Raw genomic sequence first — 18,801 nt, 5'->3', positions numbered from 1 at the left:
CTTGCGCGTGCATCGCTTAACGACGCGTCAGGTTGCGCGGATAATCGGGCGCAAGGCGCGTGGCACCGGCCCGCGCCGCTCGATCCAGGAGGACCCAACGTGCCGCAACGACATCCGCAACCCGCCCATCCGGCCGACGGCATCTACTTCGGGCTGATGTCGGGAACCAGCATGGACGGCGTCGACGGCGTCGCCGTGCGTTTCGAGACCGGCCGCGCGCCGGTCGTGCTCGCGGAAGCGTTCGTCGGCTTCGCCCAATCGCTGCGCGACGCGCTGTTCGCGCTGCAGCAGCCCGGCGACAACGAGATCGACCGCGAATCGGTCGCGGCGAATGCGCTCGTCGCGCGCTACGCGGTGTGCTGTCACGAGCTGCAGCGCACGGCCGGCCTGTCGCGCGACGAGATCCGCGCGATCGGCGTGCACGGCCAGACGGTCCGGCACCGTCCCGAGCGCGGCTACACGCGCCAGCTCAACAATCCGGCGCTGCTCGCCGAACTCACCCATCTCGACGTGATCGCCGATTTCCGCAGCCGCGACGTCGCGGCCGGCGGCCACGGCGCGCCGCTCGCGCCGGCGTTCCACGCGACGGTGTTCGGCGCGCCGGGCGAGACGCGGGTCGTCTGCAACCTCGGCGGCATCAGCAACATCACGATCCTGCCCGGCGAAGGCGGCGACGTGCGCGGCTTCGACTGCGGGCCCGCGAACGCGTTGCTCGACGAATGGGCGACGCGCCATCTCGGCAAGCCCTACGACGACGGCGGCAAGTTCGCCGCGCGCGGTACCGTGCACGCGGCGCTGCTCGACGCGCTGCTCGACGAACCCTACTTCGTCGCGCCGCCGCCGAAAAGCACCGGCCGCGACCTGTTCAATCCCGCGTGGCTCGACGCGAAGCTCGCCGCGTTCGCGCAGGTCGCACCGGAAGACGTGCAGGCGACGCTGACGGCACTCACCGCCGTCTCGGTCGCGCGCGAGATCGCCCGGCACGCGGCCGGCTGCAAGGCCGTGTTCGTCTGCGGCGGCGGCGCCCGCAACCCGGTGCTGCTCGATGCGCTCCGGCATGCACTGCACGAGGCCGGCGTGCCGGCGACGGTAGAGACGACGGCCGCGCTCGGCGTGCCGCCGCAGCAGGTCGAGGCGCTCGCGTTCGCGTGGCTCGCGTACCGCTTCACCGCGCGCCAGCCCGGCAATCTCGCGAGCGTGACGGGGGCCGCGGGCGAGCGCGTGCTCGGCGCACTTTATCCGCGCTGATACGAGAAAACGACGAAACGAGCGGGAGCCCCGATGCGGCGCGTCCGGGACGCGCCGACAGGCCACCCGCGCGGTTCGTCGCGTACAACGGACGCAAAAAAAACGGGGCATCAAGCCCCGTTTTTCATTCCGGCGAACCGGACAGGATCCGTCGTGCGTTCAGACCGAGAACGACGAGCCGCACCCGCAGGTGGTCGTGGCGTTCGGGTTCTTGATCACGAACTGGGCACCGTTGAGGTCGTCCTTGTAGTCGATCTCGGCGCCGACCAGGTACTGGTAGCTCATCGAGTCGATCAGGAGCTGGACGCCGTTCTTGTTCATCACGGTGTCGTCCTCGTTGACTTCCTCGTCGAACGTGAAGCCATACTGGAAGCCCGAGCAGCCGCCACCCTGCACGAACACGCGCAGCTTCAGGTCGGGATTGCCCTCTTCGTCGATCAGTTGCTTGACCTTGTCGGCCGCGGCGTCGGTGAAGACGAACGGTGCCGGCATTTCGGTGGTCGTTGCTGCGGATTCGGTAACAGCGTTCATGCGAACTCTCCAAAAAGCTTTAGCCGCTATTGTAGGGCCGATCAGAAGATCGTGCTGATGTCCATGAAATCAATAGGTTCTTGTTGATTTCAGTAAAGGAAACCGCCCGCGGGGCGCCGCCGCGCGGGCATAAAAAAACCGCCAGCGCGAAAACTGGCGGTTTTTCCGGCGGACGCCGCCCGGAAGCGGCGCGGCCATGAAGCGGAATTAACGCTTCGAGAACTGCTTTGCGCGACGTGCCTTGCGCAGACCAACCTTCTTACGCTCGACTTCACGTGCATCGCGCGTGACGAAGCCTGCGTTCGACAGCGACGGCTTCAGCGTTGCATCGTAGTCGATCAGCGCGCGGGTGATGCCGTGACGCACTGCGCCTGCCTGACCCGTTTCGCCGCCGCCGTTGACGTTGACCTTGATGTCGAACGTCTGGCCGTGGTTCGTGAGTTCCAGCGGTTGACGCACGATCATCAGCGACGTTTCACGCGAGAAGTAGTCGGCGATGGGCTTGCCGTTGACGATGATGTCGCCCTTGCCAGCCTTGATGAAGACACGTGCGACTGCGCTCTTGCGGCGGCCCGTACCGTAGTTCCAGTTACCGATCATGTGGGCTCCCCTTAGATCTCGAGCGCCTTCGGCTGTTGAGCCGAATGCGGATGCGTAGCTTCAGCGTAGACCTTCAGCTTCTTGATCATCGCGTAGCCGAGCGGGCCCTTCGGCAGCATGCCCTTGACCGCCTTCTCGAGCGCACGGCCCGGGAAGCGTTCTTGCATCTTGCCGAACGTCGTTTCATAGATACCGCCCGGGTAGCCCGAGTGACGGTAGTACTTCTTGTCCAGAGTCTTGTTGCCCGTGACCTTCAACTTGCTCGCGTTGATGATGATGATGAAATCACCAGTGTCGACGTGCGGGGTGAACTCAGGCTTGTGCTTGCCGCGCAGACGGCGTGCCACTTCGCTGGCAACACGGCCGAGAACCTTATCCGTCGCGTCAATCACGTACCATTCGCGCGTCACCTCATGGGCTTTTGCGGAAAACGTCTTCATGATCGATCCAAAAAAAATGCTTTGCCCGATGTGTTCTTCCTGCTTGTCTGTGTGCGCTTCGAGGCGCGGTGCAGGCTCTCCCTGTTCTTTTTCCGTGGGCATGAATGCGGAAAAGCCCTGAATTATAAAGGAAATACCGCAGCGCGGTCAAAGAGAATCCACGCCCCGTGCCGGCGGCGCCCGAAATGGGCCAAAATCCGGTCGTGCCCCGATACACCAGGCGAACCGAGCGCCTGGGGCGGCACCCATCGACGCGCGGCACCTGACCTGGCCGCGCCAGACCGGCCGATCACGGAAAACAACAAACAAGCATGATGAAACAACGACTTACGCCCTTTCTCGCGGCCGCGTTGCTGGCCGCCGCGGCGCCCGCCGTCGCCGCCCGGGCCGGCTGCGAGGCCAAGCTCGACGCTCTCGACGCCCGCATCGCCGACGCCCGCCACGCCCATGCCGAAGATCGCATCGCCCGCCTGCGCGCGGTGCGCGAACGCGTGCGCCACTTCTGCGCGCGCGGTCATGGCCATGCATCGGCCGCACACGTTCCGCCCCCTGCCGCCCGTTCGACGGACACGCCGCCCGGCGCGGCATCGCAGCCAGCCGCGCGGCGGCCGGCGTAAAGGGGAGTCAATGACGGATATCGACGCGCGCAAACTGCGCGCCGATGCTTGCATGGGACGAAAAAAAGCCCGAACGGCTGGTTCGGGCTTAATCCACCTTAGGAGGAGGGTGGAGGAGACATGCGGAGGTTGCCGCAGCGCGACAACCAATGAGGCTGATTATACGAACGCGTCGCCGACTTCACAAGAAAATTTGCATTACGAAATGCAACACCATAATGCGGAATCCGGTGAGCCTCACGCGATGAATGGATTTTCCCTTTTAAAATCAATCTACTGGGAAGAAAGCGCGCAGCAGGAAGCCCGCCACGCCTAGAGTAAAACCCCTAAAGACAGCAGGGAAATCGCCGTTCGGCGCCCCGCCGGGCGCCGCACGCGGCGGCATGGCGTGGCGCGTCGTGCAGCGCATCAGCCGAGCGAAGCGCTGCGGGCTACAATGCCGGATCAAATCCGAATCAGGCAACGCTGGAGTGCAAGCATGGAATGCAAAGTAAGCTGGATGGGTCAGGACGGCATGGCGTTTTCCGCCCAGACCGGAAGCGGGCACCTCGTCGCGATGGACGGCGCGCCGGAAGGCGGCGGCCACAACCTCGCGCCGCGCCCGATGGAAATGGTGCTGGTCGGCACCGGCGGCTGCACCGCGTACGACGTCGTGCTGATCCTGAAGAAGAGCCGCCAGGAAGTCACCGGCTGCTCGGTCACGCTGAAGGCCGAACGCGCGAGCGAAGATCCGAAAGTGTTCACGAAGGTCCACTTCCACTTCACCGTCACCGGCCGCAACCTGAACCCGGCCACGGTCGAGCGCGCGATCAACCTGTCGCACGACAAGTACTGCTCCGCGTCGATCATGATCGCGAAGACCGCCGAACTCACGCATTCGTTCGACATCGTCGCCGACTGAACACACGGCAGCCACGCATGAAAAAAGGGCCGGCGCTCCTGACGGAGCGCCGGCCCTTTCGCATTCGAACGGCAAAGCAGGCCGATAAGCCGGATTCTGTGCACGCTGCACGCCGAAGCGCACGGCGCGTGGCAGCCATTCCTCTAGGCGCGCCATTGCTGACGCGCTCAAGCTTCCTACCCGCAGACGAGACGGGGGCCCCGTCCTGCATCCGAAAATGCGCGCCTGCCTACTTGGAATTGCTCCGGGTGGAGGTTACCGTGCCGGCGAACGTCGCCGTCGCCGCGGTGCGCTCTTACCGCACCGTTTCACCCTTACCTGATCCCGGCTTGCGCCGGGCCATCGGCGGTTTGCTTTCTGTTGCCCTGTTCCGCGTGTCGCCACGGATGGCCGTTAGCCATCACCCTGCCCTGTGGAGTCCGGACTTTCCTCGCCCCCGCCAGCCCGAAGGCAGCGAGGCCGCGACTGCCTGGCCTGCTTTGCGACGCGCATTCTAGCACTGTGCGCCGCCGCCGGCAGCGCGCGAGCGGCGGCCGCTGCGGAAAACCGCCGGATCGGCGTAGAACGCGGGCGCGGCATTCGCTTCGCACCAGCCCGGCACGCCGAGCACCGGCAGCGGCGCGAAATCGCGGCTCGTCAGGTCGCGGGTCGCCAGTTCGCCGGCGATCCGCGCATCGACATGCGCGGCACGCTGCGCGTCGGGCCACGAAAAATAGTCGTCGCCCACTTCGACGATCCATGCGTGCGCGGTGCACGACTTGTAGGGCGCGACGAGCTTCTCGAGCAGCGCATGGCCGACGAGCCGCGCCTCGCAGCGCGTGCCCCACGCGTCGCGCGCCGCCACCAGCAACTGCTGCCAGCTGAAGCCGCGCAGCGCATCGGCGAGCGTGCGGTCGGCCGTCACGAACAGCGCGGCATTTTCGTCGAACAGCGTCAGCGCATCGCGCAGCGTGCCGCGCACCGGCTCGACGCCGCCCGCGGCATCGATCGCCGCGGCCTGGCGTGCGTTCAGCGCAGCCTTGGTGCGCGGATACGCGAACCAGACGAGCGCATTGAAGAAGTCGTGAAGATTGTGGCGGGTCGGGACGCCGCCGGTCGCGGCGATATGGGTTTCGTATGCGATGCCGGGCGGCAGCTCGGCCTGCGGCACGAAGCGCAGCGGCTTGCCGCGGCCGCTGACTCGGGCATCACCGCGCATTGCGCCGTTCAGTGCGTCGAGCAGCGCGGCCTCGCCGGCGAGCGCGGCCGCCTGAAGCGTGCGGCCCGGTGCCGCGTAACGCGCGAGCCACGGCGCGGACCAGTCGATCCGCGCGAACGCCGCCGCGCCGCCGCCGGCCGCGTGGCCGGCCGCGCGCGGCGGCGTGCCGGTCACGCGAACTTCCAGCCGATCGATTCGCCGGCGCGCAGCGGCACGACCGGCGTATCGCCCGCGAACACCTCGCGCGGCAGTTCCCAGGTCTCGCGGCGCAGCGTGATCGTCTCGGTGCTGTGCGGCAGCCCGTAGAAATCGGCGCCGAAGCGGCTGGCGAAATTTTCCAGCTTGTCGAGCGCGCCCGCCTTGTCGAACGCTTCCGCATACAGCTCGAGCGCGTGCAGCGCCGTGTAGCAGCCCGCGCAGCCGCACGCGGTTTCCTTCGCGTCGCGCGCGTGCGGCGCGCTGTCGGTGCCGAGGAAGAAGCGCGGGTTGCCCGACGTCGCGGCTTCGACGAGCGCGACGCGGTGCGTTTCACGCTTCAGCACCGGCAGGCAGTAGTAATGCGGGCGGATCCCGCCGACGAACAGCGCGTTGCGGCTGTACAGCATGTGCTGCGGCGTGATCGTCGCGCCGAGCAGGCCCGGCGCCGCATCGGCGTCGCGCACGTAGTCGGCCGCGTCCTTCGTGGTGATGTGCTCGAACACCACCTTCAGGCCGGGGAAATCGCGGCGCAGCGGCGTCATCACGCGGTCGATGAACACCTTCTCGCGATCGAACATGTCGATCGCCGGATCGGTCACCTCGCCGTGCACGAGCAGCGGCATGCCGGTTTCCTGCATGACCTCGAGCGTCTTCGCGCACTTCGCGAGATCGCTGACGCCGTGGTCGGAGTTCGTCGTCGCGCCGGCCGGATACAGCTTCACGCCGTGCACGAAGCCGCTGTCGCGCGCGCGGCGGATTTCGTCGGGCGACGTGTTGTCAGTCAGGTACAGCGTCATCAGCGGCTCGAACGCCATGCCCGCCGGCAGCGCGGCCAGGATTCGCTCGCGATAGGCCTGCGCTTGCGCGGTGGTCGTGACGGGCGGCTTCAGGTTCGGCATGACGATCGCGCGGGCGAACTGGCGCGCCGTGTGCGGCAGCACCGCGGCCAGCATGTCGCCGTCGCGCAGGTGCAGGTGCAGGTCGTCGGGACGGGCGAGCGTGAGCGTCGCCGGAGAGGAAGCGTTCGAGGCAGTCATAGGAGGCGTCGTGAGGAACGGGCTGGCCATCTGCGGGGCCGGAACGCGCGTGTGCGGGCCGACTGACGGCAAACCGCAACACGGGGCCTTCGGCCGGCGGAATCCGCTTTTTACCGCTCAAGGCTCGGTGATATGCTAGAAGCCACATTGTACCGGGGTTCACCCGGTTGGTTACCCTGCTTCCGCCCCCGCCCCAAGTAAAATGTGCCAACTCCTAGGAATGAACTGCGCCGCGCCGACGGACGTCACATTCTCCTTCACAGGTTTCGCGGCCCGGGGCGGCCTCACCGATCACCATGCCGACGGCTGGGGGATCGCATTCTTCGAGGACAAGGCCTGTCGCCTCTTCGTCGACCACCAGGCATCGGCCACGTCGCCGCTCGCCGAAATGGTCAAGCGCTACCCGATCAAGTCCAAGAACACGATCGCGCACATCCGCAAGGCCACGCAAGGCCACATCCTGCTCGAGAACAGCCACCCGTTCATGCGCGAGCTGTGGGGGCGGCACTGGATCTTCGCGCATAACGGCGATCTGCAGGAGTACGAACCCGATCTCGACGGCAGCGTCTACCATCCGGTCGGCACCACCGACAGCGAGAAGGCGTTCTGCGTGCTGATGCAGGGGCTGCGCGAAGCATTCCCCGGCGCGCAGCCGCCGTTGCCGGAGCTGTTCGAGCGCGTCGGCGAGCTGACGCGCGGCATCACCGATCACGGCGTGTTCAACTTCCTGATGTCGAACGGCCAGGCCCTCTTCGCGCACTGCTCGACGCGGCTGCACTACCTCGTGCGGCGCTGGCCGTTCTCGACCGCGCATCTGGTCGACGAAGACCTGTCGATCGACTTCGCGAAATACACGACGCCCGAGGATCGCGTCGCGGTGATCGCCACGCAGCCGCTGACCGACAACGAAATCTGGACCTCGTTCGAACCGGGCGAGCTCATCATGTTCCAGTGCGGCGACGTCGCCGCGCGGATGCAGATTCCGGTGCCCGAGCGCGTGCTCGAGAAACTGCGCAACCCGGCGCTCGACGCGTCGGCGTCCGCGCCGTGCGGTTCGCAGCACGCCGCACTCGCGGCCGGCGCCGACGGCGATTCCGACGACTCGATCGATTTCTGAGCGCGCCGCGCCACCGCCGGGCGCGCCCTTCGTGCGTTGCGCTGTTCCGCCAGCGTCGCGGCCCGGCGATCCCGCGTCATGCCCGGATCGTCGCACCACGCATCCGGCATCCGGCATCCGGCATCCGGCATCCGGCATCCGCCAATGATTGCCCGCATTGAAAGTCTCCGCTCGACAACGTTCCATTCAGGCCGCCATTTCACGCACGCGTGCGTCGCCACACGACATTCACTTTTATTTTATTAATTTTCAAGTGAAAATAATTCACCGGCGAAACAAATAAAACAAGATATTCAAAACGGGGTAATCCGGAAACCATAGATTAAAGCAAAATCTCCACGCCGATCGTGCGCCAGCCCACCGAACCGGCGATTCCGGCTGTTTTAGAAAAAATCCACCAAGCCCTTACCCACAAAGGCTTTCAGTTCGATTACCCACACAACTCAGAAATACCACTCGATACCGTTACCATCCCCACATTTCCTGATTTTTTGAAAATCGCCCGCCCCGCCAATTAGTAGACTCGCTCCATCTTCGGTGTAACGAAACCCGACCGGCGCGTCATGCAGCCACGGCTGCCGCATGTCCATTCGCGTCACGCGGCACCGTGGAATGCGCATTCGCCGCATGCGGCGAGTAACACGTCAAAACAAGAAAGAGGGCATGTCGTGAATCACTCATTTCGATCGATCTGGAGCGACGCCGCCGGCTGCTGGGTCGCGGTCGCGGAAACGACACGGGCGCGCGGCAAGCGTTCACGCCGCGAATCGGGCGCAAGCACCCGCGCCGGCCGCACGGCGATGCGCCGCTCGCCGCTGCGCGTCGCCGCGCTCGGTGCCGCGCTGGCCGCGCTGTCGGCCGGCTCCGCGTACGGGTCGAGCTGCGGCGACGGTTCGGCAGTCGCGAGCGGCGGCAGCTGCGCGCTCGGCAGCGTCAGCCCGACCGTGAACGACAACCTGGCCGGCGCCACGACCGTGTCCGGCGGCGACGCGGTCGGCGTGACGGGCGCATGGACGGCGCAGAACAGCGGCGACGCCGGCTACACGCGCATCCCGTTCGGCACGACGACGATCGTGTCGGGAAATCCGGATCAGCCGCTGGTGTCGCTCGGCGGCAAGACGCAAAACATCGGCACGCCCGACACGATCACGGGCACCCATACGTCGGTCGCCACCTACGACTCGTCCGCGTTCTCCGCGTCGACGGTCGGCACGACCGACGTGCCCGTCTACCGCGACGTCAACGGCGACCAGTACGTGAACACGCGGATCGGCACCGTCGACCGCTCCGGCGGCACGCTGAACGTGTCGATCGGCAATCCCGCCAACGCGCCCGGCTCGGCCGGCAACGCGATCACGATGGCCGCGAAGCAGACGGACCTCACCGTCGCGGACGGGACGGGCGCCACCCCGAGCGTCGTCAACTGGAATTCGCGCAACCAGGTCTGGTTCACCACCGGCGACTACCTCGCGAGCGGCGGCTCCGTCGGCAACCTCCAGCTCGACGTGCCGGCCTATGCGGGCACCTTCACCGCGTTCGACGGCAGCACGTGGACCGTCAGCGACGCCGCGTCGCTCGCCGCCTACAACGACTTCCTCGTGCGTTCGGTCCGGAGCGGCGCGCTCGGCTCGCAGGCCGCGTACGACACCGCGTTCGGCCAGGCCGTCACGTTCTCGAAGGAGATCTTCCAGTACGCGAACAACGTATCCGCCGGCGACAAGAACACGCTGCCGATCGATCACCTGTCGGCAATGCACGGCACCGGCGCGAACGCGACGCTGCAGATCGGCAAGGACGGCCAGATCGACTTCCGCGGCACCAACACGATCGCATCGAGTTCGGCCGTCCTCGCGGAAAACGGCGCGCACTTCGTCAACGACGGCCGCCTGTCGGGTGATTTCACGCTGGTGCGCCTGCTGAGCGGTGCGAGCGGCGTCAACAATGGCGTGATCTCGTCCGGCTACGCGTCCGGCGACAATTTCGACACGAGCAGCGGCACGCCGCCCGACAACTTCGGGTTCCATGCGTACACCGAGGGCAACGGCGTGTACGCGAACGGCTCGGGCACCTCGTTCGTCAACCACGGCGTGATGAACGTCGGCGCGTGGACGCTCGCCGGCGACCGCCCCGACCTGCAGAACTACGCGGTGGCCGTGACGGGCGGCGCGAACGCGTCGAACGCCGGCACGATCAACGTCGGCGTCAACGCGACGACGCTCGACAGCCAGGTGATCGGCGGCTTCGCGGCGGGCGGCACCTTCACGAACGCGGCCGGCGGCACGATCTATCTCGGCCGCGCGGCCCAGTACGGCCCGGGGGCGGCGGCGAACGACGTCGCGCTGTCCGCGCACGCGTACGGGATCCTGCTCGGCGCGTCGGGCACCGCCAGCAACCTCGGCTCGATCGTGATCGGCTCGCAGACGCAGAACGGCGCCGGGATGGCGAGCATCGGCTCGTCGTCCGGCACGCTGCGCAACGCCGGCACGATCGTCGTGAACGGCGCGGCGCCCGGCACGCCGTTCGCGAACGTCGGCATGCTCGCGGCCAACACGGCCGCGACCGTGACCAACACCGGCACGATCACGCTGAACGGCGTGAACGGCATCGGCATCATGGTGGTCGGCACCGGCTCGACCGCGACGGCCGCAACGTCGACCGGCACGATCTACGTGGCCGGCGGGCTCGATCCGGCATCGGACACGCGCAACTACGGCGTGTGGGCCGAAGGGCCGCGCGCGAAGGCCACGGTCGACGGCGCGCTCAACCTGACGGGTACTGGCGCGATCGGCGTCCATGCGCGCTCGGGCGCGACGATCAACGTCGACGCGAACGCGGTGCCCCACTTCATGTCGGGTACGAACCAGATCGGCTTCTATGCGTATGGCGCAGGCTCGAAGATCAACGTCGCCGCGCAGCACCTGAGCGTCGATACCGACGATTCGACGCTGTTCCGCATGGCGGGCGGCGCGGCCTATACGGGGGCATCGGCCGCCGGCACGCTGACGACGGACGTCAATGGCCAGCGCGCGCGCGGCGTGCTCGCGACCGGTGCCGGCACGACGCTGTCCACCGGCCACGCCACCTACAACGTCAACGGCGCGAACGGCATCGCGGTAGCAGTCGAAGGCGGCGCGAAGGGCACGATCGACTCGGGCGCGACCATCAACCTGAATGCGGCCGGCGCGATCGCGGGCGTCGTCGACGGCCAGGCGCACGACCTCGCCAGCGCGAATGCCGGCGCGCCGGTCGCGACGACGCTGACCAACGATGCCGCGGTCACCTCGTCGACCGCGGGCGTGACGGGTTTCGTCGCGCAGAACCTCGGCACGCTCGACAACCGCGACACGGTGCTGCTGAGCGGCGCAGGCTCGACGGGCGTCGTGGTCGGCACGCTCGGCACCGTGAACAACGCGTCGGCGATCCGCGTGGCCAACGGCACCGGCGCGCTCGTGCAGGGCGCGTCGGCGACGCTCGCCAACGCGGGCACGATCGAGGCCGACGACGGCGTCGCGGGCGTGCACCTGACCGGCACGGGTGCGTCGGTCGCGCTGTCGGGCGCGGGCACCGTCGTCGCGAACGGCAGTGCCGACGGCGTGCTGATCGACTCGACCGTCTCGAACGGCGGGATCGCGGCCGGCGCGACGTCGATCGCGGCGGGCGGCGCCGGCAAGGGCATCGACAACCGCGGCACGAACACGACGATCGTGCTGTCGGGCACGCAGATCGGCACGACCGGCAATGGCGCCGACGGGCTGTCGTCGACGGGCACGGGCGCACGCATCGCGACCGACGCGGCGACCGTCGTACGCACCGCCGGCGACAACGCACGCGGCCTCTTCGTGACGGGCGCGGATTCGACGCTCGCGGCCGACGGCACGACCGTCGCGACGACCGGCGCCGGCGCGCATGCGATCGTCGCGGGCAGCGGCGCGACCGTGTGGCTGTCGGGCACGAAGGTCTCTGCGGCGGGCGCGGCAGCGGACGGTCTCGTCGCGCGCAACGGCGGCCGTATCGGCGACACGGGTTCGTCGCTCGCGAGCGCGGCCGGCAACGGCGCGACCGTCGACGGCGGCGGCGTGCTCGCGCTGACGGGCACGACGCTCAAGGGCGCGACGGCCGGCGTCATGAGCACGGACACGCTCGCGACCGGCGCGACGAGCTCGGTGCGCGTCGACGGCGGCAGCGTCGCGTCCGTCGCCGGGCCGGCGTTCGCCGCACGCGGCGGCACCGTCGACATCGCGGTGCGCAACGGCACCGTCGTGACGGCCGGCAACGGCACGCTGCTGGACCTCGCGAACGGCAGCACCGCGACCTTCAACGCATCGGCCGTGAATCTCGCGGGCGACATCGTGTCGGACGCGTCGAGCACCGGCAACGTGTTCCTGACGAACGGCACGACCCTGACCGGCACGATCGACCCGGTCGCGCTGAGCGTCGACGGCTCGAGCACGTGGCACATGACCGGCAGCTCCGTGCTGAGCAGCCTGAACAACGCGGGCCTGGTCGCGTTCGCCGCGCCGTCCGGTTCACCGACGGCCGCCGGCAGCTACCGGACGCTGACGACCGGCAGTTACGTCGGCAACGGCGGCACGATCGCGCTGAACACCTACCTCGGCGCCGACGCATCGCCGACCGACCGGCTGATCGTGAACGGCGGCACCGCGAGCGGCACGACCGGGCTGAAAATCGCGAACACGGCCGGCACCGGCGCGCAGACGACGGGCGACGGGATTCCGGTGGTCGTCACGGCCAATGGCGGCACGACTACCGCGTCGGCGTTCCATCTCGCGGGCCCCGTACAGGCCGGCGCGTACGAATACCGTCTCTACCGCGGCGGACAGGGCGATGCGAACGGCTGGTACCTGCGCTCGCAACTGGACCCGACGGACCCCGGCGATCCGGTCGGCCCGTCCGTCATCGAGGGCGGCGACAACGGCGGCAATCTCGCGTACCGTCCTGGCGTCGCGGGTTATGCGATGACGCCGCTGCTGAACGCCGACTACGGCTTCTCGACGCTTGGCAAGCTGCACGAGCGCGTCGGCGACATCTACAACCTCGAGAAGCAGGCGCCGGGCAACCGCGACGGCGTGTGGGGCCGCATCGGCGGACAGAGCCTCGACGCGAACGCGGGCCGCTTCGCGGCCGACGAGCGCACGTTCTTCGCGCAGTTCGGCAAGGACTGGACGCTCGACCAGGCGCCCGCCGGCGGCAGCACGCATGCGGGCGTGACGGCGAGCATCGGCGTCGCGAACGCGAGCTTCAGCGACACGGCACGCGCCGACACGGCCGGGCTGTCGACGTCGACGGGCTCGGTCGAGATGCACGCGCAGAGCGTCGGCGGCTACTGGACACGCTACCTGTCCGACGGCACCTACTTCGACAGCGTCGGCCAGGTCACGCACTACGGCAACCGCTATCGCGACAGCTACGGCAACGAGGCCTCGCAGAACGGCTTCGGCATCGCGCTGTCGCAGGAGGTCGGCAAGCCGTTCGGGATCGGCGGCACGCCGATCGCGGTCGAGCCGCAGGCGCAGCTGATGTACCAGTACCTGAAGCTGAACGGGTTCAACGACAACGTATCGGCCGTGTCGGGCACGACGACCCACGCGCTGCGCGGACGCGTCGGCGTGCGCGTCTTCCGGCCGAACCTCGACGCGAACGCGGGCGGCGGCGCCGCGACACCGTACTTCACGGCCGACGTGCTGCACGACTTCCTGTCGCCGGGCCAGACCGTCGTCGGCGGCACGCCGTTCGCGACACACCTGGGCCGCACCTGGTACGAGCTCGGCCTCGGCGTGACCGCGGGCTTCGGCAAGTCGGGCGCGTTGTACGCGAACGTGAAATATGCGCGCAACATCGGCGGCGATTACCGGCGCGGCGTGACCGGGCAGGTCGGCTACCGCTACAGCTGGTAACGCCCGACGCGACGCCCCGTCCACTGCCATCGGCGGGCGACGGGCAGCCCGCGAAAAAAACCGCCCGGTGTTCAGCCGGGCGGTTTTTTTCATCGGCGTGCATGCGGCACACGCGCTGCACGAACGCTCAGTGCAGGATTTTCGCGAGGAAGTCCTTCGCGCGATCCGACTTCGGATTCGAGAAGAAATCGTCCTTGCGGTCGTCCTCGACGATCGCGCCCTTGTCCATGAAGATCACGCGATGCGCGACCTTCTTCGCGAAGCCCATCTCGTGCGTGACGACCATCATCGTCATGCCTTCCTGCGCGAGTTCGACCATCACGTCGAGCACTTCGTTGATCATCTCGGGATCGAGCGCGGACGTCGGCTCGTCGAACAGCATCGCGATCGGGTCCATCGACAGCGCGCGCGCGATCGCGACCCGCTGCTGCTGGCCGCCCGACAGCTGGCCCGGAAACTTGTGCGCATGCGCCTTCAGGCCGACGCGATCGAGCAGCTTCATGCCCTTCTCGGCCGCTTCGTCCTTGCCGCGGCCGAGCACCTTGACCTGCGCGAGCGTCAGGTTCTCGGTGATCGACAGGTGCGGGAACAGCTCGAAATGCTGGAACACCATCCCGACCTTCGAGCGCAGCTTCGACAGGTTCGTCTTCTTGTCGCCGACCGACTGGCCGTTCACGAGGATCTCGCCCTGCTGGAACGGCTCGAGGCCGTTCACGGTCTTGATCAGCGTCGACTTGCCCGAGCCGGACGGGCCGCACACGACCACCACCTCACCCTTCTTGACCTCGGTCGTGCAATCGGTGAGGACCTGAAACTGGCCGTACCACTTGGAAACGTTCTTGATGGAAATCATCTTGTGACCTTTTTCTGGAGACCTTTGACGAGGGCAGACGCCACCGAGCAAACCACGAAATAGCATGCGCCCGCGAACAGGACCATCTCGACGGTCGTGCCGTCGCGATCGCCGACGTTGGCGGCCGTGCGGAAGAAGTCCGCGAGACTGATCACGTACACGAGCGACGTATCCTGGAACAGGACGATCGCCTGCGTGAGCAGCAGCGGCACCATCGCGCGGAACGCCTGCGGCAGGATCACGAGGCGCATCGCCTGCGCGTAGTTCATGCCGAGCGCGAACGCGGCGTTGACCTGCCCGCGCGGCACCGCCTGGATGCCGGCGCGGATGATCTCGGAATAATACGCGGCTTCGAACAGCGAGAACGCGACCATCGCCGACGCGAGGCGAATGTCGATCGTCGGCGACAGCCCGAGCACGCCCTGCAGCACCTGCGGCACGATCAGGAAGAACCACAGCAGCACCATCACGAGCGGGATCGAGCGGAACACCGTCACGTACGCCTTCGCGAACCACGCGAGCGGCTTCACGCCCGACAGCCGCAGCAGCGCGAGCAACGTGCCCCACACGATGCCGACGACGATCGCGATCAGCGTGATCTTGAAGGTGACGATCGCCCCCGTCCACAGCGTCGGTATCGCGCCGGGAATACTACTCCAGTCGAACTGATGCATCACTTGCCTCCGATGTAGCCGGGCAGCCGCGTGCGGCCTTCGATCCAGCGCATCAACGCCATCACGACGAGGTTGATGATCACGTACGCGAGCGTGACCGCGATGAACGACTCGTAGGTCTGCGCGGTGTAGTCGACGAGCTGGCGCGCCTGCGCGGACAGGTCGAGCAGGCCGATCGTCGACGCGACCGCCGAGTTCTTGAAGATGTTCAGGAACTCGGACGTGAGCGGCGGCACGATGATCCGGTACGCAACCGGCAGCAGCACGTAGCGGTACGTCTGCCATTGCGTGAAGCCCATCGCGAGGCCGGCCGCGCGCTGGCCCTTCGGCAGCGCGTTGATCCCCGAGCGCACCTGTTCGCACACGCGCGCGCCCGTAAACAGGCCGAGACAGATGATCGACGAGGTGAAGAACTGCGTGGTCGGCGGCAACTGCTTGATCCAGGTGCCGATCGACGCGGGCAGCAGCTCGGGCACGACGAGGTACCAGATGAAGAACTGCACGATCAGCGGGATGTTCCGGAAGATCGACACGTACACGGTGCCGATCGCGGACAGCCATTTGTTCGGCACCGTGCGCAGCACGCCGAACAGCGAGCCGACGATCAGCGCGATGACCCAGGCGACGAGCGACACCTCGATCGTCACCCAGAAGCCGGACATCAGCCATCCGAAATAAGTCGTCGGCTCGCCGGTCGAGACGGGGCTCAGGAAGACGCCCCAGTTCCAGTGGTAAGACATGGGCAAGACTCCAGCAAAAAGAAACGGAAGAAGCGTGGCCTCTTCCGTTTCAGTAGCGTCATTTCTGCGTCAACGGCCGCGTGGTCAGTCGAGCGCCTTGTCGTTCGGGTTCGCGTACAGCTTCTTCATCGAATCGGACAGCGGGAAGTTCAGGTTCAGCCCCTTCGGCGGGATCGGGTTCTCGAACCACTTCGCGTAGATCTTCGCGGCTTCGCCCGACTTCTCGACTTGCGAGATCGCGTCGTCGACGACCTTCTTGAAGTCCGCATCGCCCTTGCGCATCATGCAGCCGTACGCCTCTTCCGACTGCGGCGTACCGACGATCACCCATTCGCCCGGCTGCTTCGCCTTCGCGCGCTCGCCCGCGAGCAGCGCGTCGTCCATCATGAACGCGACCGCGCGGCCCGACTCGAGCGTGTTGAACGAATCGCCGTGATCCTTCGCGCTGATGATGTTCATGCCCAGCTGCTTGTCGTTGTTCATCTTGCGCAGCAGGCGCTCGGACGTCGTGCCGGCGGTGGTCACGACCGTCTTGCCCTTCAGGTCGGCGAAGTCCTTCACGCCCGAATCCTTCTTCGTCATCAGGCGCGTGCCGATCACGAAGATCGTGTCGGAGAATGCGGCCTGCTGCTGACGCTCCAGGTTGTTGGTCGTCGAGCCGCACTCGATGTCGACCGTGCCGTTCTGCACGAGCGGGATGCGGTTCTGCGACGTGACCGGGATGTTCTTGACCTGCAGGTTCGGCAGGTTCAGCTTTTTCTTCACCGCGTCCACGACCTTCAACTGGAATTCGCGCGAATAGCCGACGACCTGCTGGTTCTGGTCATAGTAGGAGAACGGAATCGACGATTCGCGGTGGCCCAGCGCGATCACGCCCGTGTCCTTGATCTTCTTCAGCGTGCCGGTCTCCTGTGCGTGCGCGCCGCTCGCGAACGCGCACAGCGCCGCGACCATCAGGACTGCCTTGTGGTATTTCATTTTGGTCATCTCCTTGGCTAAAACCCGCGCCAGTGTATCAAAGTAATATTTTTGAAAGTACTGGTTGTTAACCGCACTACGAATCGCGCTGTGCGAAGCCGTCCTCCCGGCTCCGGGCGCCCGTTTCGGCACCTGAATGCGCGCGCGGGCGATGCCGGATTCGGCATCGCCCGCGAGGGTTCATGCACGCAATCGGGTGGATTGCGTCATGCTTTGATCGTAGTCAACCGATCGGCGATCGGCAACGACCGATCAGGGGTACAGGCCGCGCATTTCGCGCGCCATCAGGATGCGCTTGCACGCGACGATGAACGCCGCCGTACGCACCGTCACCTTGTGCTCTTCCGCGACCGCCCACACGCCGGCGAACGCTTCGCGCATCACGCGCTCGAGACGGTGGTTGATCTCGTCTTCCGTCCAGAAGAAGCTCGAGAAGTCCTGCACCCACTCGAAGTACGACACGGTCACGCCGCCCGCGTTCGCGATCACGTCGGGGATCACGAGCACGCCGTTCGCGCTCAGGATGTCGTCCGCCGCCGTCGTCGTCGGGCCGTTCGCGCCTTCGACGATGATCTTCGTGCGGATCTTCGCCGCGTTCTTTTCGGTGATCTGGTTTTCCAGTGCCGCCGGGATCAGGATGTCGGTCTCGACCGTCCAGAACTCGTCGTTCGGCATCGGCTCGGCGCCTTCGAAGCCCGCGACGCCGCCCGTGCGTGCGACGTGGTCGAGCAGCTTGTTCGAATCGAGGCCGGCCGGCTGGTAGATCGTGCCCGTGTGATCCTGCACCGCGATCACCTTCGCGCCCGCTTCCTGGAACAGCTTCGCCGCGATGCCGCCGACGTTGCCGAAGCCCTGCACCGCGATGCGCGCGCCTTCGATTTCCAGGCCCTTCTTCTTCGCCGCTTCGGAGCCGACGACGAACACGCCGCGGCCCGTTGCTTCCTTGCGGCCGAGCGAACCGCCGAGCGCGATCGGCTTGCCGGTCACGACGCCGGTCGACGTCTGGCCCTGGTTCATCGAGTACGTGTCCATCATCCACGCCATCACCTGTTCGTTGGTGTTGACGTCCGGTGCCGGAATGTCGGTGTTCGGCCCGATGATGATGCCGATTTCGCTGGTGTAGCGGCGCGTCACGCGCTCGAGCTCACCACGCGACAGCTTGCGCGGGTCGACGCGGATGCCGCCCTTCGCACCGCCGTACGGCACGTTCACTGCAGCGTTCTTCACGGACATCCATGCCGACAGCGCCATCACTTCCGACAGCGTCACGTCCTGGTGGTAGCGCACGCCGCCCTTGCCCGGGCCGCGCGACACGTTGTGCTGCACGCGATAGCCTTCGAAGTGCGCGACGGTGCCGTTGTCGAGCTCGATGGGGCAGTCGACGATCAGGATGCGCTTCGGACGCTTCAGCGTCTCGAGCCAGCGCGACAGCGAGCCGAGGTACGGCGCGACGCGATCGACCTGCTGAAGGTAGTTGCCCCACGGGCCGAGATCGTCGGCGTGAAGGTAGGACGGGATGGACTGCAGTTGCGAAGACATGGACACTCCAACGTTCAACGGATTGCGCACATTGTCGAAAAACCCGTTTTTTTTATCCAATGCCGTTTGCTTATTCGATTATGCGTTTCTTGCATGATCGTGATTTTTCGCAAATCCGCGGTCGATTTGCGCAAGAACGCCCGCGATCGGCCATGCATCGCGGGCGTGAAAAATCGTCGTGAAAGTCGCGGGACGCCCGCCGGACGGGCGTCCGA

General features: G+C 66.7%; 16 protein-coding genes and 1 other RNA gene. 6 read left to right on the top strand and 11 right to left on the bottom strand.

Features of this window, described 5'->3' with window-relative positions; all coding sequences use genetic code 11:
* Nucleotides 1–99: 99 nt before the first annotated feature.
* Nucleotides 100–1,248, top strand: a complete 1,149-nt coding sequence (locus tag U5A56_RS00680; protein WP_044848286.1) for an anhydro-N-acetylmuramic acid kinase — start codon at nucleotides 100–102, stop codon at nucleotides 1,246–1,248.
* A gap of 159 nt (nucleotides 1,249–1,407) precedes the next feature.
* Here U5A56_RS00680 and erpA read toward each other — a convergent pair whose 3' ends face one another.
* From erpA to rplM, 3 genes are all read right to left on the bottom strand, one after another.
* Nucleotides 1,408–1,779, bottom strand: coding sequence for an iron-sulfur cluster insertion protein ErpA (gene erpA, locus U5A56_RS00675; RefSeq protein WP_006401687.1), 372 nt, complete (start codon nucleotides 1,777–1,779; stop codon nucleotides 1,408–1,410).
* A gap of 207 nt (nucleotides 1,780–1,986) precedes the next feature.
* The gene (gene rpsI / locus U5A56_RS00670; protein ID WP_011883283.1) at nucleotides 1,987–2,379 is read right to left on the bottom strand and encodes a 30S ribosomal protein S9; all 393 of its coding nucleotides are present in this window, start codon (nucleotides 2,377–2,379) and stop codon (nucleotides 1,987–1,989) included.
* Nucleotides 2,380–2,390: 11 nt separating this feature from the next.
* Nucleotides 2,391–2,819: a 50S ribosomal protein L13 gene (gene rplM, locus U5A56_RS00665; RefSeq protein WP_009687896.1), complete on the bottom strand. Its 429-nt coding sequence runs from the start codon at nucleotides 2,817–2,819 to the stop codon at nucleotides 2,391–2,393.
* Between the two features lie 311 nt (nucleotides 2,820–3,130).
* Here rplM and U5A56_RS00660 point away from each other — a divergent pair, with 311 nt between their 5' ends.
* The 3 genes from U5A56_RS00660 (at nucleotide 3,131) to U5A56_RS00650 (ending at nucleotide 4,337) form a co-directional block, all read left to right on the top strand.
* Complete coding sequence (locus tag U5A56_RS00660) at nucleotides 3,131–3,436, top strand: DUF1090 family protein (RefSeq protein ID WP_044848287.1); 306 nt, start codon at nucleotides 3,131–3,133, stop codon at nucleotides 3,434–3,436.
* Between the two features lie 10 nt (nucleotides 3,437–3,446).
* Nucleotides 3,447–3,752, top strand: a complete 306-nt coding sequence (locus tag U5A56_RS00655; RefSeq protein WP_321920690.1) for a hypothetical protein — start codon at nucleotides 3,447–3,449, stop codon at nucleotides 3,750–3,752.
* Nucleotides 3,753–3,872: 120 nt separating this feature from the next.
* Nucleotides 3,873–4,337: an OsmC family protein gene (locus tag U5A56_RS00650; protein WP_321920689.1), complete on the top strand. Its 465-nt coding sequence runs from the start codon at nucleotides 3,873–3,875 to the stop codon at nucleotides 4,335–4,337.
* Nucleotides 4,338–4,406: 69 nt separating this feature from the next.
* Here U5A56_RS00650 and rnpB read toward each other — a convergent pair.
* The 3 genes from rnpB to pyrC form a co-directional block, all read right to left on the bottom strand.
* Nucleotides 4,407–4,818, bottom strand: an RNA gene (gene rnpB / locus U5A56_RS00645) — RNase P RNA component class A.
* 12 nt (nucleotides 4,819–4,830) lie between these two features.
* A complete protein-coding gene (locus tag U5A56_RS00640; protein ID WP_321920688.1) occupies nucleotides 4,831–5,709 on the bottom strand; it encodes a DUF3025 domain-containing protein in 879 nt (292 codons plus the stop codon).
* Complete coding sequence (gene pyrC / locus U5A56_RS00635) at nucleotides 5,706–6,770, bottom strand: dihydroorotase (RefSeq protein WP_044848289.1); 1,065 nt, start codon at nucleotides 6,768–6,770, stop codon at nucleotides 5,706–5,708. Before pyrC ends, U5A56_RS00640 begins: the two co-directional genes overlap by 4 nt.
* 202 nt (nucleotides 6,771–6,972) lie before the next feature.
* Here pyrC and U5A56_RS00630 point away from each other — a divergent pair, with 202 nt between their 5' ends.
* Both U5A56_RS00630 and U5A56_RS00625 read left to right on the top strand, forming a co-directional pair.
* Nucleotides 6,973–7,887, top strand: coding sequence for a class II glutamine amidotransferase (locus U5A56_RS00630; protein WP_321920687.1), 915 nt, complete (start codon nucleotides 6,973–6,975; stop codon nucleotides 7,885–7,887).
* A 668-nt stretch (nucleotides 7,888–8,555) separates the two neighbouring features.
* The gene (locus U5A56_RS00625; protein ID WP_321920686.1) at nucleotides 8,556–13,802 is read left to right on the top strand and encodes an autotransporter outer membrane beta-barrel domain-containing protein; all 5,247 of its coding nucleotides are present in this window, start codon (nucleotides 8,556–8,558) and stop codon (nucleotides 13,800–13,802) included.
* A gap of 127 nt (nucleotides 13,803–13,929) precedes the next feature.
* Here U5A56_RS00625 and U5A56_RS00620 read toward each other — a convergent pair whose 3' ends face one another.
* The 5 genes from U5A56_RS00620 to U5A56_RS00600 all read right to left on the bottom strand — a co-directional run bounded on the left by U5A56_RS00620 (nucleotide 13,930) and on the right by U5A56_RS00600 (nucleotide 18,586).
* The gene (locus tag U5A56_RS00620) at nucleotides 13,930–14,655 is read right to left on the bottom strand and encodes an amino acid ABC transporter ATP-binding protein (RefSeq protein WP_044848292.1); all 726 of its coding nucleotides are present in this window, start codon (nucleotides 14,653–14,655) and stop codon (nucleotides 13,930–13,932) included.
* Nucleotides 14,652–15,329: a glutamate/aspartate ABC transporter permease GltK gene (gene gltK / locus U5A56_RS00615; protein WP_044848293.1), complete on the bottom strand. Its 678-nt coding sequence runs from the start codon at nucleotides 15,327–15,329 to the stop codon at nucleotides 14,652–14,654. The genes U5A56_RS00620 and gltK overlap by 4 nt, the downstream gene beginning before the upstream one ends.
* Nucleotides 15,329–16,069, bottom strand: a complete 741-nt coding sequence (locus U5A56_RS00610; RefSeq protein ID WP_321920685.1) for an amino acid ABC transporter permease — start codon at nucleotides 16,067–16,069, stop codon at nucleotides 15,329–15,331. The genes gltK and U5A56_RS00610 overlap by 1 nt, the downstream gene beginning before the upstream one ends.
* 84 nt (nucleotides 16,070–16,153) lie before the next feature.
* Nucleotides 16,154–17,047: a glutamate/aspartate ABC transporter substrate-binding protein gene (locus tag U5A56_RS00605; RefSeq protein WP_044848298.1), complete on the bottom strand. Its 894-nt coding sequence runs from the start codon at nucleotides 17,045–17,047 to the stop codon at nucleotides 16,154–16,156.
* Nucleotides 17,048–17,299: 252 nt separating this feature from the next.
* On the bottom strand, nucleotides 17,300–18,586 hold the full coding sequence (locus U5A56_RS00600; RefSeq protein ID WP_226211072.1) for a Glu/Leu/Phe/Val family dehydrogenase: 1,287 nt from the start codon (nucleotides 18,584–18,586) through the stop codon (nucleotides 17,300–17,302).
* Nucleotides 18,587–18,801 lie beyond the last annotated feature (215 nt).

The organism is Burkholderia sp. BCC1998 (assembly GCF_905339875.1).
Taxonomy (GTDB): Bacteria; Pseudomonadota; Gammaproteobacteria; order Burkholderiales; family Burkholderiaceae; genus Burkholderia.
This window is presented reverse-complemented; position numbering and strand designations above follow the sequence as displayed.